We start from the raw sequence: 14708 nt of genomic DNA on the forward strand, positions 1-14708 counted from the left end.
AAACCAAGAAACCAAAAGACGTGGTAGTCGGGTTTGAGGAGATGCAATGAAGAAAGCATTGACCGCTCTGGCGGCGGCGGGCGCACTGGTGGCGCTCGCGGCTTGCGGGGGCAACAGCGACAACAGTTCCGGTGGCTCGGGATCGTCGAACGAGAAGGTGACGCTGAAGTTCCAGAGCCTCGCCTTCCAGAAGACGACGGTGGCCGCGACGAAGAAGATCGTCGCCGACTGGAACGCCGCCAATCCGAACATCCAGGTCGAGTATGTCCAGGGCAGCTGGGACTCGGTGCACGATCAGTTGGTGACCCAGTTCCAGGGCGGGACCGCGCCGGACATCATCCACGACGAGTCCGCCGACATCACCGGCTTCATCAACCAGGGGTACCTCGCGGACCTCTCGCCGTACCTGAGCCAGGAGACCAAGGACGCCGTCTCGCAGGGTGTCTGGGACACGGTCTCGAACGACGGCAAGATCTACGGCGCACCGACCCTGATGCAGTCGTACGTCGTGCTCGCGAACTCCGCGATGCTCAAGCAGGCCGGGATCACCGCGACCGGTGACTCGCTCAGCTGGGACGACCTGGCCGCGGACGCGAAGAAGCTGACGGCCGGCGGCAAGTACGGACTCGGCTGGGGCCTGAAGAGCCCGACCGCGACCGTGCTGAACCTGGGCATGAACTTCGACGGCAAGTTCTTCGACGGCACCGGCAAGGACGCCAAGGCGACGATCGGCGACGCCGAGCTCGAGGTGCCGAAGCGGATCCACGCGATGGCGTACGACGACAAGTCGATCGACCCGACCTCGCTGACGCAGAGCGCCTCCGACGTCCTGCCTGGCTTCTACGCCGGCAAGTACGGGATGATTGTGGCCGGCAACTATGTCGCGCAGCAGATCCTCGCGGAGGCGCCGAAGACCTTCCAGTGGGAGGTGCTGCCGCCGCTGAAGGGCACCAGCACCAAGCAGGCCGCGAACCCGCAGACGCTGTCGGTACCGGCCGAGGGCAAGCACATCGAGCAGTCGGCGAAGTTCGTCGACTACTTCATGAAGGCCGAGAACCTGGCCGCGGTCGGTCAGGGCGACTGGCTGATCCCGACCACGCAGGCGGCCCGGGACGCGATCCTGAAGACCACCGGCGGCAAGGACGGCTGGCAGCAGACGCTTGCCAGCGGCACCGAGCTGACCAAGGCGCCGTTCCAGAGCGTGGAGAACTACCCGAAGTGGAAGGACCAGATCGCGACGCCGGCGCTCCAGGAGTACCTGGCGAACAAGACCGATCTGGCTGCCCTGGGCAAGAAACTGAGCGACGGATGGGGTCAGGTCAACCAGTGACTTCCTTGCTGGAAGACAAGTCGGTAGGTGCCCTCGTCGGTTCCGCGGTCGGCGACGCGATCGGTGGAGCCGTCGAGGGCTGGACCCCGGAGGCGATCCGGGAGCGGCACGGCGGCTGGGTGACCGGCATCGTCGGCCCGTGGTACGACGAATGGCGAACCGCTCGCCCGATCGCGCCGTACCACAAGGGCGACGGGCACATCACCGACGACACGTTGATGACGCACGCGCTGGTCGAGGTGTACGACGAGCGCCGGGCCCATCTCGACGCGTACGCCGTCGCGGAGTCGCTGGTGCCGAAGATGATCGACGGGACCCGCTGGGTTCCCGAGCTCGAGGCGGACGCGTTGCTGCTGCAGCGGGTGTTCCTGGCCGAGAAGTGGCTGGTCGCCCGCCTGCACTACGGGCACGTCGATCCGCGGGAGGCCGGCGTCGGCAACATCGTCAACTGCGGTGCGGCGATGTACATGGCGCCGGTCGGGGTCGCGAACGCGGGCGATCCCGAGGGTGCGTACGCCGAGGCGCTCGACGTCGCCGGTGCGCACCAGTCGAGCTACGGGCGGGAGGCGGCCGGTGTATTCGCGGCCGCCGTCGCCGCCGCGATGACCCCGGGGGCGACCCCCGCGTCCGCGGTCGGGGCAGCGCTCGACCTGGCCAAGGACGGCACTCGGAGGGCCGTCGAGGCGGTGGTCGAGGCAGCCGACGGGGTGACCGACTGGGAACAGGCGATTCCGGTGCTGCGCAAGGCGATCGAGCCCTACGACACGGTCGGTCCCAACTATCGGGAGCTGTCGATGGACGCACGTCGCCCGAGCCGGACGAAGGCGATCGAGGAGCTTCCGGTCGCGCTCGGTTTCGTCCTGGTCTCCGAGGGAGATGTACGCCGGGCTGTGCTGGGCGGCACCAACTACGGACGCGACGCGGACTCGATCGCGTCGATGGCAGGCGCGATTGCCGGTGCATTGGGCGGGCGCAGCGGCGTACCTGATGACTGGGCTGCCGAGATCGCGCTGGCCAGCAAGACGGAGCTGGAGCAGCCGGGCCGCGTTATGGCGTCTGTTGTGCGGGACATCCGTGCGGCCGACGCCGAGCGCTGGGCCCGGCGAGCGGCCGCGTTGGATGCGCTGGTCTGAATGTCAGGAGCTGTAGGCCTCGACCTCGATGATCCGGGAGTAGCCGTGGTCGTTGGAGTCGTGGATCACCAGTTGGACGGCGTCGACCGGCCGGGGATCGAAGGTGAAGGTCAGGCGTCCCGTGGTGTTCGCCCGGACCTCGCCGACGGTCGTCCAGACACCGTCGTTTCGCAGCTGTACGTCGAAGTCGCGGATGCCCATGACGGCCGCGGGATACTTGGCCGAGTCGAGGGTCTGGACGACGACGCGGCCGACCGTGGTCGGCTGGACGAAGTCGACGCCGTACGTGTCGGGGAAGACGCCCTTGGTGGCGTCGTGCCAGCCGCTGGCGCCCCACTGGGCGGAGTCGGTGTTGCCGTCGACGCCACCGCACAGCTTCATGTCGCCGTTGGTGGAGGACGCGACGGCCTGCTCGCCGAGCAGCAGGTTGTCGCGGGCCGGGACGGGTTTGATGACGACCGGGACCTTCAGGTGTTCGCGGCCGACGGTGAGGTCGACGTCGTGGGTCGCGGGCGCGGTGCCGCGCGGCACGGTGATCTCGAGCGGAGCCTTCACGAGTTGGTCGACCGGCAGGTAGCTGGAGAACTGGTGCCGGGACAGCGTGAGCGCGTCGTCAGCGGCGATGCGCATGTCGGCGATCGTGGCCTTGCGGCCGGTGTTGGTCATGCCGAGGGTGAGCTTGCCGGACGGGAAGCACGGCAGCGGCACGACCTCGACCGGCTGCGGGGTGGCGCTGATCTCGACGTGGTTGTCGTTGCTGGTGGCAACGAGGGCGACTGGAGCGAGCAGGAGCAGCAAAGCGGCGCGTTTCATCGTCGTATCCGTTCAGACCAGGTGGGTTCCGGGACGGCCGTCCTCGACGACCAGGGTGGCGCGGGTGGACGCCGTACCGCCGGGTGTGGTGACGCGGTCCACGATGCGGAACTCCGACGTCCACCGGCTGCGGTCGAGGCGGCAACTGAGGTAGCCGCGCTGGACGTTCTGGTACTTGACGTGCGGGTTCTCGCTGAGCAGTGCGCGACCGGTCGCGTCGGCGTCGGCACCGTCCTTCCCGGACGAGATCGACGTCGTGACGAACTCGGTCCCGACAGCCGGCGTGGACGGGTCCGCGAAGTTCACCCGCAGGTCGGACGCGACGCTGCGGTGCAGGTCCCCGGTGAGTACGACGAAGTTCCGCACGTCACGATCGCGGACACCGGACAGCACCCGGTCGCGGGACGCGGTGTACCCGTTCCAGGTGTCCATCGGGAGCTCGAGGTCCGGACCGGTCTTGCGGTCGAGCTGAGCCATCGCAACCTGCTGCGCGACGACGTTCCAGCGGCTGGTGGATCGGCCGAGTGTGTCGAGCAGCCAGCGTTCCTGCTCGGCGCCGGTGATGGTTCGGGCCGGATCGGTCGACACTGCGTCCGGCGGCAGCCAGCCTCCCGTACTCGTCTGGTCGTCGCGGAACTGACGCGTGTCCAGGACGCTCAGGTCGGCGGTGCGCCCGTAGCGCAGGTGACGATGCAAGCGGATCGACGGGCCGTCGGGGGACTGGTCGAGACGCAGCGGCATGTGTTCCCAGTACGCGCGGAAGCCGTTGGCCCGGCGTACCAGGAAGTCGTCGTACGACAGCCCGTCCTCGGACACGTACCCGGCCCAGTTGCCCTCGACCTCGTGGTCGTCGAGCGTCACGATCCACGGCGCCGCGGCGTGCGCGGCCTGCAGGTCGGGGTCGGTCTTGTGCAGCGCGTATCGCGCCCGGTACTCGTCGAGCGTGAAGATCTCGCCGGCGAAGTCCACCGGGACGGCCTGGTTCCGTACGCCGGCCGTCGGACCGACACCGACCTCGTAGATGTAGTCGCCGAGGAACAGTACGACGTCGTGGTCCCGGCGGACGACGTCCTGGTACGCGGTGTAGAAGCCGTCGTAGAAGGCCTGGCAGGACGCGACCGCCATCGTCACCGCGGGCTCGTCGGACGGCGCCGGCGCGGTGCGGGTGCGGCCGGTCGGACTGAGCTGACCCGCCGCGCGGAAGCGGTAGAAGTAGTGCCGCCACGGACGCAGCCCGCGCACGTCGACGTGGACGGTGTGGGCGTACTCCGGACGGGCGTGCGCCGTGCCGCGTCGTACCACTCGACGGAACGTCTCGTCCTCGGCGACCTCCCACTCGACGTCCACAGCGCGGTCGTCCATGCCGCCGAACGGTTCGAGCGGACCGGGTGCGAGGCGGGTCCAGATCACCACGGCGTCCGGCAGCGGGTCGCCGGAGGCGACGCCGAGAGTGAAGAGCGGCCTTTTGTCGGTGCGGTTTGGTATCCCTGCTCCATCGACGAGATCGACCAGATCGGGGAGGTTGCCGGCCAGAGCGAGGGCGGCCGCGGTTCCGGTCAGAAGGCTGCGGCGGGTGACAGCTGTTCGAAGCATGGCTCGGAGTATCGGTCCGCGTCGACGCAACGATCCAGGTGTGCGTTTCGCCTGGCGCAACAAGGGAAGGAAAGAGTGCGATGAGAATGACCTGGGTGCAGCCGGAGGACCTCCTCCCGCACCAGCTGGTCCAGGCTCGGTCCGAGGGGGTCGACGTCACCGACGTCCAAGCCCGCTGGCTGGCCGCGGGCGGCACGACGGATGCACCCGTCTCGGGCGCCTCCGCGGAGCCCGCGCCGTCGGCTCTGCGCGCTCTCGCCCGTGAGCTGCTCGACGTGCTCGACGCGCGGACGGTGGACTGGCGCGAGCCGGAGATCCCCGAGCTGCCGTCGCTCGGTCGGCCGGTGGAGCTCGAGGCGCGGACGCTGAACGCCTGGCTCGGCCGGGCCGCCGGCAACCTGCTCGGCAAGCCGGTGGAGAAGATTCCGCGGGAGGGCATCCGGGAGATCCTGGACAGCTCGGGCCAGTGGCCGTTGACCCGGTACATCACCGCCGTCGGCGTGCCGGACGACGTCCAGCGGCGCTGGCCGTGGAACCGGCGGTCCAAGGAGACCAGCCTGCGCGAGGTCATCGACGGGATGCCCGAGGACGACGACATCAACTTCGCCATCCTCGCCCTGCTGATGATGGAGCGGTTCGGGCCCGGGATGACCACGGAGGACGTCGCGCAGAGCTGGCTGAACGACCTGCCGGCCGGGCGGGTGTTCACCGCCGAACGTGTTGCCTACCGCAACCTTCTCGAAGGTGTCGAGCCGGCCCGGGCCGCCGTCGTCGGGAACCCGTTCCGCGAGTGGATCGGCGCCCAGATCCGGACCGACGCCTACGGCTGGGCGCATCCCGGCGACCGTACCGCGGCCGCTCGGCTGGCCCTCGTCGACGCCCGGCTCAGCCACACCGGCGCGGGAGTCGACGGCGCGCTCTGGGTGGCCGCGACGTCCGCCGCCGCCCTCGTCCTCGACGACCCGGTCAAGGCGGCTGTCTCCGGGCTCGAAGTGATCAACGGGCAGGGCGCGATCGCCCGCGCCGTCCGCTTCGGGCTCACCCTCGCGGACGCAGAGCTCGACGACGCGCTCGACGCCCTGCACGCGGAGTACGGCGACCTGCATTGGGTACATGCGGTGAACAACACCGCACTCACGGCGTACGCGTTGACTGCTCCGGATTTCGCTACCGCGATCGGTCGTGCGGTGATGGGCGGCTGGGACACCGACTCGGCCGGCGCGACGGTGGGTGCTGTGTTTGGCGCGACGCGGGGGGTTCCGGCAGAGTGGTCCACACCACTGGACAACCGGGTGACCACAAGCCTCCCGGGAATGAACCAGATCGCGATCGACGAACTGGCGGCTAGGACTGTGGAGGTGGCCCGGCGTGCAGCCTGAGGTCGTAGTAGTAGGCAGCGCGAACGTGGATCTGGTGTTGCCGGTCCAGCGGATCCCGCGCCCGGGCGAGACGGTTCTCGCGGGCGTGATGAGCCGTGGGCCGGGTGGTAAGGGAGCGAACCAGGCGGTCGCCGCGGCGCGGGCCGGTGCGCGGACGGCGATGGTCGTGGCGCTCGGTGCGGACGACGGCGGCGCGCTGCTGCGTGAGGTGCTCGACGAGGCCGGTGTCGATCTGTCGCTGGCGACCACCGGCGACGCCCCGACCGGGACGGCGATCATCACGGTCGAGGACAGCGGCGAGAATTCGATCGTGGTCGCGCCCGGCGCGAACGGCGAGCTGACCCTGTCCGAGGCCGCGCTGGCCGCGATCGGTCAAGCGAAAATCGTGCTTTCCCAATTGGAGATCCCGTTGCCGACGGTGCAGGCGGCGGCCGCGGCGTCGGCGTATTTCATCCTCAACGCGGCCCCGGCCGCGGAGCTCCCGGACGAGCTGCTCGCCGAGGTCGATCTCCTGGTGGTGAACGAGACCGAGGCCGAGGCGATCGGCGGTCCGGACCGGTCCGCGCTGCTGAAGAAGGTGCCGGCCGCGATCGTCACGCTCGGTGGGGACGGCGCGGTCGTCCTGACCAGGGACAGCGACGAGATCGTCGTTCCCGGCGTACCTGTCGACGTGATCGACACGACTGCCGCGGGGGATACGTTCTGCGGGGTGCTGGCCGCGGGGCTAGCTGCCGCGTCAGCTAACGACTCGATCACGGGAAGCGACCTGACGAACGCGGTCCGACGCGCTAACGTTGCTGCTTCATTGAGTGTTCAGGGCGCGGGGGCGATCTCCTCGGTGCCTCACGGGGATGCAATCGACGCGCGTTATGCGGAGGTGTACCTGTGAATCCGCTCGAACCGCGGCCCATCGACCTGCCCACCAGGGTCGAATTGGGGCTCGGGACCGATCTGTCCTTCCTGGACGACGCCAAGATCCTCGGCGCACCGGAGGACCCGTCCGACCTGCCGCGCTGGCGCGCCAAGCTGGCCGAGTGGCGGTTCGGCGCTATCGAGCGGACGCGGTACGACGGCTCGCACTACGACGAACCGGGCCGGGAGTGGACCCAGACGGCGTACTCGGTGGCGCTGGTCTGGCTCTGGGACGACCTGCTCTACGACGTACGGAGCGGGAAGTTCACGCCGGAGAAGTTCGTCAAGCACGCGGCCGACGAGTTCGGCGGGCACGACGCGATCGTGCTCTGGCACGCCTACCCGGTGATCGGGATCGACGACCGCAACCAGTTCGACTTCTATCGGGACGTGCCGGGGTTGCGCGCACTGGTCGACGACCTGCACCGGCTCGGCCTGAAGGTGTTCTTCGACTACAACCCGTGGGACGTCGGCACCCGCCGGTCGGCACGGTCCGACGCCGACGAGTTCGCGAGCCTGGTGACCGACTTCGCCGTCGACGGGGTCTTCCTGGACACGTTGAAGGAAGGCGATCCGGCCCTCACCCGCGCGCTCCGCAAGGCGAACCCGGCGATCGCGCTCGAGGGCGAGTCACGGTTGCCGATGGCAAGGATCAGCGACCACGCGCTGTCCTGGGCGCAGTGGTTCGCCGACACGCACACGCCGGGGGTGCTGCGCGCGCACCTGTTCGAGCGCCGGCACATGATGCACCACACCCGCCGCTGGAACCGTGACCACAGCGACGAGCTGCAGTCCGCCTGGGTGAACGGCGTCGGCATGCTGGTCTGGGAGTCGGTGTTCTCGGCCTGGGTCGGCTGGAACGCCCGCGACCGCGCGACCCTGCGCCGGATGGTCGCCGCGCAGCGGGCCTTCGCGCCGGTGCTGATCGACGGCGACTGGATCCAGCTGACGCCGGAGATCCCGGAGAAGGCTCGCGACCACGGCGTGTACGGCTCCCGGTTCGACCTGGCCGACATCACCTTCTGGACGCTGATCAACCGCGACGAGGAGGACTTCGACGGCATCGTGCTGCGCTCCGAGGACCAGGTCGGCGACTGGTACGACGTGACCTCGGGCGTCCCGATCACCGCCGACGACGACGGCGTCCACCTGGTCGTCCCGGGTCGTGGTGTGGCCGGCATCATCCGGGTCGGAGCCACCGCGGGGGCTTCGTGCCGGGCGACCGCGCGCCGGCTGGGCACCATGCCGCGGCCGCATCTGACCGAGTCCGCGTTCCCGATGCGCCCGGCCGAGCTGGTCGCGGTGCCGACGATTTCAGGTTCCGCATCGATCGGCGCAACGGTCGCCGTACCGGCCGGGGACCAGACGCTGACGGTCCGGCACCGGCGGCGCGAGACCGGGCTGTACGACACCGCCCCGTACGTCGAGGAGTGGAAGCCGCTGCCGCCCAGGTTGCACGACCTGCAGACCGTCAAGCGCGACGTGTCGCTGTCGGGTGTGTCGGTCGCGGTGCGTGAGGTGACCAACGCGGAGTACTCCGAGTTCCTAGCGGCGACCGGCTACCGGCCCGTGGTTGCGAATCGGTTCCTGAAGCACTGGGTCGAGGGCGCTCCGGCTCCGGGCACCGAGGATCACCCGGTGACGTACGTCGACCTGCCGGACGCGCGGGCGTACGCCGACTGGCGCGGTGGCAGGCTTCCGACCGAGGACGAATGGCAGGTCGCGGCCGGGGTCGAGGGATTCGGCCGGCTGGAGCCGATCGTGTGGAACCTGACCGAGAGCGAGTACCGCGACGGCCGCAGCCGGTTCTGCATTCTCAAGGGCGGTTCGCACTATGTTGCCGAGGGCTCCGATTGGTACGCCGACGGCGGACCGCAGGCGCCGGAGGTCAGCTTCAAGCTGGTGCTGACCGGTGGTGGTCTCGATCGCTCGGAGACCATCGGCTTCAGGTGTGCGGGATGAGGTCTGCTCCTCTTGACGGGGTGAAGGTGCTCGAGGCGGCGACGCTGTTCGCGGGACCGCTGGCGGCGACCTTCCTCGGTGACTTCGGCGCCGACGTGACGAAGATCGAGCATCCGTCCCGCCCGGACGCCGCGCGGACCCACGGCGCGTCGAAGGACGGCGTCGGGCTGTGGTTCAAGACCCTCGGCCGGAACAAGCGGCTCGCGACGCTCGACCTGTCGCGCGGGCGGGACGTGTTCCTCGAGCTGGTGAAACGCAACGACGTGCTCGTCGAGAACTTCCGGCCGGGGACGCTGGAGCGCTGGGGTCTCGGACCGGATGTGTTGCTCGCGGCGAACCCGCGGCTCGTGATCGCGCGGGTGACGGCGTTCGGGCAGGTCGGACCGTGGTCACGGCGGCCCGGGTTCGGGTCGCTGGCCGAGGCGATGAGCGGATTCGCAGCGGTGACCGGTGAGCCGGACGGGCCGCCGACGCTGCCGCCCTTCGGCCTCGCGGACGGGATCACCGCGCTCGCCACGGCGTACGCCGTGCTGGTCGCGCTGCGCGAGCGGGATCGGTCCGGGGCGGGTCAGGTGATCGACATGGCGATCATCGAGCCGATCCTGATGATGCTCGGCGGCGGCATCACGGCGTACCAGCAGACCGGGTACGTCCAGCCCCGGCTGGGGAACCGCTCGTCGAACAACGCCCCGCGGAACGTGTACAAGACCGCGGACGGGCGCTGGGTCGCGGTGTCGACGAGCTCCCAGAGCATCGCCGAGCGGGTGGTGACGCTGGTCGGTCGGCCCGATCTCGTCGCGCAGCCGTGGTTCGCGACCGGGCGGGAGCGGGCCGAGCACGCCGACGAACTGGACGACGCCGTCGGTTCGTGGATCGCGGAGCGGCCGTTGGACGAGGTGATGGCCGAGTTCGAGAAGGCCGAGGCCGCCGTCGGTCCGGTGCACAACATCCGCGGAATCATGAGCGATCCGCAGTACGCCGCGCTCGGGACGATCGTCAGCGTGGACGACGACGAGCTCGGCGGGCCTGTGCAGATGCAGAACGTCCTGTTCCGGCTGTCGGAGTCGCCGGGGTCGATCCGATGGGCCGGCGGGCCACACGGCGCGAACACCGACGATGTGCTCGCGGACATCGGCGTTACCCCGGACCAACTCGCGGCTTTGCGAGCCGCCGGAGTCGTGTAGTAGTCGCCTGGAGGGGGCGTTCAAGGTGCTGACGGCACTGTATGTTCCGGCCAACCGGCCGGACCGGTTCGCGAAAGCTGTTGCCGCGGGCCCCGATCTGGTGGTGTTCGACCTGGAGGACGCGGTACCGGTCGACGCCAAGGCGGACGCCCGCGGCTGGGCGGTCGCCTGGATCGCGGGGAATCCGCACGGCCCGGTCGAGATCCGCGTGAACGCGCTCGGGTCGCCCTGGATCGAGGACGACCTGGCCGCGATCTCCGCCGTACCCGGGGTGCGGATCCGGCTGCCCAAGGTGGAGAGCGCGGCCGACGTCCGCGCCGTGCTGCAGAAGGTGCCGTCGGCAAGGATCACGGCGCTGATCGAGTCGCCGCTCGGCGTCGAGCGGGCGTTCGAGATCGCGACCGCCGATCCGCGGGTCGTCTCGGTCGCGCTCGGAGAGGCGGATCTGTCCAGTGCGCTGGGCGTCGACGACACGGCCGGACTGGCCTGGTCGCGCGGCCGGCTCGTGTCGGCGTCCAGGGCGGCGGGGCTGGGCGCGCCGATGATGTCGGTGTACCCGCGGGTCGATGACTTCGACGGCCTTCGGCGTACCTCCCTGGAAGGGCGGATGCTCGGCTTCGTCGGCCGTACGGCGATCCATCCGCGCCAGCTGTCGACGATCGTCGAGGCCTTCACGCCGACCGCCGTTCAGGTGGCCGAAGCGGAGGCGCTGTTGGAGGCGGTTGAGAAGGCGGGCGTCTCCGCCGGCGGCGTGATCGTCCTGCCCGACGGCCGGATGGTCGACCCGGCCATGATCGGGCGCGCCCGCGAGGTCACCACCCTGATGCGGGAGATCTCGTCCCGGTCAAGTTAGTCTCGAAGCATGCTGCCGCGCAGTGTTGATGCCGTAGTGATCGGTTCGGGGCCGAACGGGCTGGTGAGCGCGATCACGCTTGCCGACGCGGGCTGGGACGTCCTGGTGCTGGAGGCCGCCGACACGTTCGGCGGCGCGGTCCGGTCGACCGAGGACGGCGGCTGGATCAGTGATCGTTTCAGTTCGAACTATCCGCTCGGGGTCGGTTCGCCGGTGATCCGCGCGCTGGGGCTGGAGAAGTTCGGCCTGAAATGGTCGAACGCGCCGCTGCCGCTGGTGCATCTGCTCGACGAGGACGGCGCCGCGGCGGCGATCCATCCGGATCCCGAGGACACCGCGAAGTCGCTCGGCGCCGATCACCCCGGTGACGGCGAGGCCTGGCTGCAGCTGTACCAGCAGTACGTGTCGATCCGGGAGCCGCTGCTCAACGCGCTGCTCACGACCTGGCCGCCGGTCGGACCGGGCGTGCAGCTGGCGCGGAAGCTCGGCTCGGTCGGGGAGCTGATGCGGTTCGCGCGGTTCATGGCGATGCCGATGCACCGGATGGGGCAGGAGTTGTTCGCCGGGCGACAGGGGCCGGCGATCATGGCCGGGAACGCGCTGCACGCCGACGCGCCGTTGTCGGGCAGTGTCAGCGGGACGATGGGCTGGCTGCTCGCGATGATGGCGCAGGACGTCGGCTACCCGGTCGCGGTCGGCGGATCGTCGGCGTTCTCCAACGCGATGGTGCGACGAGCCGAGCGGTCGGGCGCGCTGCTCGTCTCCGGTACGCCGGTGACGAGCATCGAGGTGTCCGCCGGCCGGGTGAGCGCCGTACACACGGCCTCCGGCGAGACCGTCTCGGTGGCGCGTGCCGTCGTCGCGGACACCTCCGCCCCGGCGCTGTACGGCGAATTGTTGCCGGAGGCACTCATTCCGGCGGGGCTGCGGCGTGATCTGGACGAGCGGTTCGAGTGGGACTACCCGACGGTCAAGCTGAACTTCCGGCTCAGCGGACCGATCCCGTGGAAGTCGCCCGAGGCGCGGTCGGCCGGCGTCGTCCACCTCGGCGGGACGGCGGACGACCTGGTGCACGTGTCCGCGGATCTCGACACCGGGCGGGTGCCGGCGCAGCCGTTCCTGCTGATCGGGCAGACCACGAAGTCGGACCCGTCGCGGTCGCCGGAGGGTACCGAGGCGGTCTGGGCGTACTCGCACCTGCCGCGCGGGATCGCCGAGGACGCGGCCGCGGAGAAGCTGGCCGGCCGGATGGAGCGTGCGATCGAGCGGTTCGCGCCGGGCTTCGGCGACCTGGTCATCGGCCGCGATCTGCAGCGCCCGTCGGCACTGGAGTCGGGTAACGCGGCGCTCGGGTTCGGCGCGCTGGGCGGCGGCACGATGCAGCTGCACCAGCAACTCGTCTTCCGTCCGACCATCGGCCTCGGCAGCGCCCGGACGTTCGTCACCGGTCTCTACCTCGGCAGCTCCGCCATCCACCCCGGTGGCGGCGTCCACGGCGCCTGCGGCCACCTCGCCGCCCGCACCGCCATCCGCGACGCCTCCCTCCTGGGCCCGATCACCCGCACCCTCCCCACCGCAGCCCTCCGCCACCTCCAACGCTAACCACACGCCGCCCGTACCCCCTCCGATCCGCCCCCTCCGTCTCGCGGTGATCGGGGCCCGGATGACGGGTTGTTTGGCTGGTGGAGTGCTACAACGCGCCAGCGACCACACAACCCGTTATCGGCGCGGGCTTTGCGGAGGGGGCGGGTGGTTATGGTCGGGGTGTGAGACTTGATGAGGGTGGGTGCCGGGCTCGGGTGGCGGCGGCCCGGGTGGGGCGGCTGGCCACTGTCGGGGCTGATCTGCGGCCGCATCTGGTGCCGGTCACGTACGCCGTTCACGGGGACGAGTTGTTCATCGCGGTTGATCAGAAGCCGAAGACGACGACCGCGTTGAAGCGGCTGCGGAACATTGCTGCCAACGAGCGGGTCGCGGTGCTGGTCGACGAGTACGACGAGGACTGGACGCATCTGTGGTGGGTCCGGGTGGACGGCGTCGCGCGCGTGGTGTCCACCGACCCGGCAGCGGTCGCGTTGCTGGTAGCGAAGTACCCGCAGTACGAGGCCGACCCGCCGCGTGGACCGGTGATCGCGATCCGGGTCGACGGATGGTCGGGCTGGTCGTTCGGCTGACGGCAGCTCGACAGGAGGTGTCCGCTCGTCCCGGCCACGCTCTGGCTCAGCGGAGCAGCTGATCCGGTTCAGTGGACGTATACGTCCTGTCGAGTTGTACGCCGCGTGGCGCGTAGGCTCGGCGGGGTGAACGTGGAGGGGCTGTTGAGGGAGCTCGCGCCGCAGGTGTTGGGGTTCTTGGCTCGGCGGCACGGGCAGTTCGACCTGTGTGAGGACGCCGTGCAGGAGGCCTTGCTGGCGGCGGCGACGCAGTGGCCGGTGGACGGCGTACCGGCGAATCCGCGGGGGTGGTTGATCACCGTTGCGACGCGGCGGCTGACGGACGCCTTCCGGAGCGAGAGTGCGCGGCGGCGGCGCGAGGACAGCGTGGCCGCGATGGCCGGGCCGGAGGAGTTGGTTGCCCCGGGCGCGGATGTCGACGATGCTCCGGACACCGATGACACGTTGACGTTGCTGTTCCTGTGCTGCCATCCGGCGATCACCCCGGCCTCGCAGGTCGCGTTGACGTTGCGGGCGGTCGGCGGTCTGACGACGGCCGAGATCGCGGCCGCGTTCATGGTGCCGGAGGCAACGATGGCGCCGCGGATCAGCCGCGCGAAGAAGAGCATCAAGGCCGCGGGCAGCCGGTTCGCGATGCCGCCGGAATCGGAGCGGGCCGAGCGGCTGCGCGTCGTACTGCAGGTGCTGTACCTGATCTTCAACGAGGGCTACACGGCGAGCTCGGGGGAGGAGTTGCAGCGGGTCGAGCTGACCGCGGAGGCGATCCGGCTCGGGCGGATGCTGCGTACAGCGCTGCCGGACGACGGCGAGACCGCCGGCCTACTGGCGTTGATGTTGCTCACCGACTCGCGCCGGCTGGCGCGGACGACCGCGGACGGCGGTCTGATGCCGATCGACGAGCAGGACAGGTCGTTGTGGGACCGCGCGCAGATCACGGAGGGAGCCGACCTCATCCTGCACACGCTGCAGCGCGGCACGGTCGGCCCGTACCAGTTGCAGGCAGCGATCGCCGCCGTCCACGCGGAGGCCCCGAGCGCGGACGAGACCGACTGGCGCCAGATCCTCTCGTTGTACCTGGTGTTGGAGAAGCTCGCCCCGAACCCGATGGTGACGCTCAACCGCGCCATCGTGCTCTCGCAGGTGGAGGGCCCGCAGGCAGGTCTCGACCTGCTGGCGACGCTCGAGGACGACAAGAACGTCACCGAAACCCACCGCCTCGACGCCGTCCGCGCCCATCTCTACGAGCGCGCCGGCGACCTCAGCAAGGCGCACGAGCTCTATCTCGCGGCGGCCCGCCGTACGACGAGCCTCCCGGAGCAGCGCTACCTCCAGGCGAAGGCCGACGCGATCACGGCATGAGTTGGCGACCGGTTGG

General features: G+C 69.9%; 12 protein-coding genes. 10 read left to right on the forward strand and 2 right to left on the reverse strand.

What is annotated here, in order from left to right:
- Positions 1-46 precede the first annotated feature (46 nt).
- Together ACIA58_RS19355 and ACIA58_RS19360 are read left to right on the forward strand one after the other, a co-directional pair.
- Complete coding sequence (locus tag ACIA58_RS19355) at positions 47-1330, forward strand: ABC transporter substrate-binding protein (RefSeq protein ID WP_396405084.1); 1284 nt, start codon at positions 47-49, stop codon at positions 1328-1330.
- Positions 1327-2463, forward strand: coding sequence for an ADP-ribosylglycohydrolase family protein (locus tag ACIA58_RS19360; RefSeq protein ID WP_396405085.1), 1137 nt, complete (start codon positions 1327-1329; stop codon positions 2461-2463). The genes ACIA58_RS19355 and ACIA58_RS19360 overlap by 4 nt, the downstream gene beginning before the upstream one ends.
- Positions 2464-2466: 3 nt before the next feature.
- Here the strand turns inward: ACIA58_RS19360 and ACIA58_RS19365 are convergent, their stop codons facing one another.
- Positions 2467-3276 (reverse strand): hypothetical protein, encoded by an 810-nt coding sequence (locus ACIA58_RS19365; protein ID WP_396405086.1) that lies wholly within the window; start codon positions 3274-3276, stop codon positions 2467-2469.
- Positions 3277-3288: 12 nt separating this feature from the next.
- Positions 3289-4869: an alkaline phosphatase D family protein gene (locus ACIA58_RS19370; protein WP_396405087.1), complete on the reverse strand. Its 1581-nt coding sequence runs from the start codon at positions 4867-4869 to the stop codon at positions 3289-3291.
- An 80-nt stretch (positions 4870-4949) separates the two neighbouring features.
- Here ACIA58_RS19370 and ACIA58_RS19375 point away from each other — a divergent pair, with 80 nt between their 5' ends.
- The 8 genes from ACIA58_RS19375 to ACIA58_RS19410 all read left to right on the forward strand — a co-directional run bounded on the left by ACIA58_RS19375 (position 4950) and on the right by ACIA58_RS19410 (position 14692).
- Complete coding sequence (locus tag ACIA58_RS19375; RefSeq protein WP_396405088.1) at positions 4950-6248, forward strand: ADP-ribosylglycohydrolase family protein; 1299 nt, start codon at positions 4950-4952, stop codon at positions 6246-6248.
- Positions 6238-7137, forward strand: a complete 900-nt coding sequence (locus ACIA58_RS19380; RefSeq protein WP_396405089.1) for a ribokinase — start codon at positions 6238-6240, stop codon at positions 7135-7137. Before ACIA58_RS19375 ends, ACIA58_RS19380 begins: the two co-directional genes overlap by 11 nt.
- Positions 7134-9122: an SUMF1/EgtB/PvdO family nonheme iron enzyme gene (locus ACIA58_RS19385; RefSeq protein ID WP_396405090.1), complete on the forward strand. Its 1989-nt coding sequence runs from the start codon at positions 7134-7136 to the stop codon at positions 9120-9122. Before ACIA58_RS19380 ends, ACIA58_RS19385 begins: the two co-directional genes overlap by 4 nt.
- On the forward strand, positions 9119-10306 hold the full coding sequence (locus ACIA58_RS19390) for a CaiB/BaiF CoA transferase family protein (RefSeq protein WP_396405091.1): 1188 nt from the start codon (positions 9119-9121) through the stop codon (positions 10304-10306). The genes ACIA58_RS19385 and ACIA58_RS19390 overlap by 4 nt, the downstream gene beginning before the upstream one ends.
- A 25-nt stretch (positions 10307-10331) precedes the next feature.
- Positions 10332-11159, forward strand: a complete 828-nt coding sequence (locus ACIA58_RS19395) for an HpcH/HpaI aldolase/citrate lyase family protein (RefSeq protein ID WP_396405092.1) — start codon at positions 10332-10334, stop codon at positions 11157-11159.
- Positions 11160-11168: 9 nt separating this feature from the next.
- Positions 11169-12761, forward strand: coding sequence for a phytoene desaturase family protein (locus ACIA58_RS19400; protein ID WP_396405093.1), 1593 nt, complete (start codon positions 11169-11171; stop codon positions 12759-12761).
- Positions 12762-12925: 164 nt separating this feature from the next.
- A complete protein-coding gene (locus ACIA58_RS19405) occupies positions 12926-13333 on the forward strand; it encodes a TIGR03668 family PPOX class F420-dependent oxidoreductase (RefSeq protein WP_396405094.1) in 408 nt (135 codons plus the stop codon).
- Between the two features lie 126 nt (positions 13334-13459).
- Positions 13460-14692 carry an RNA polymerase sigma factor gene (locus ACIA58_RS19410; protein WP_396405095.1) on the forward strand — a complete coding sequence of 411 codons (1233 nt, stop codon included), beginning with the start codon at positions 13460-13462 and terminating at the stop codon, positions 14690-14692.
- Positions 14693-14708 lie beyond the last annotated feature (16 nt).

The organism is Kribbella sp. NPDC051586, from assembly GCF_044453965.1.
Classification (GTDB): Bacteria; Actinomycetota; Actinomycetes; order Propionibacteriales; family Kribbellaceae; genus Kribbella.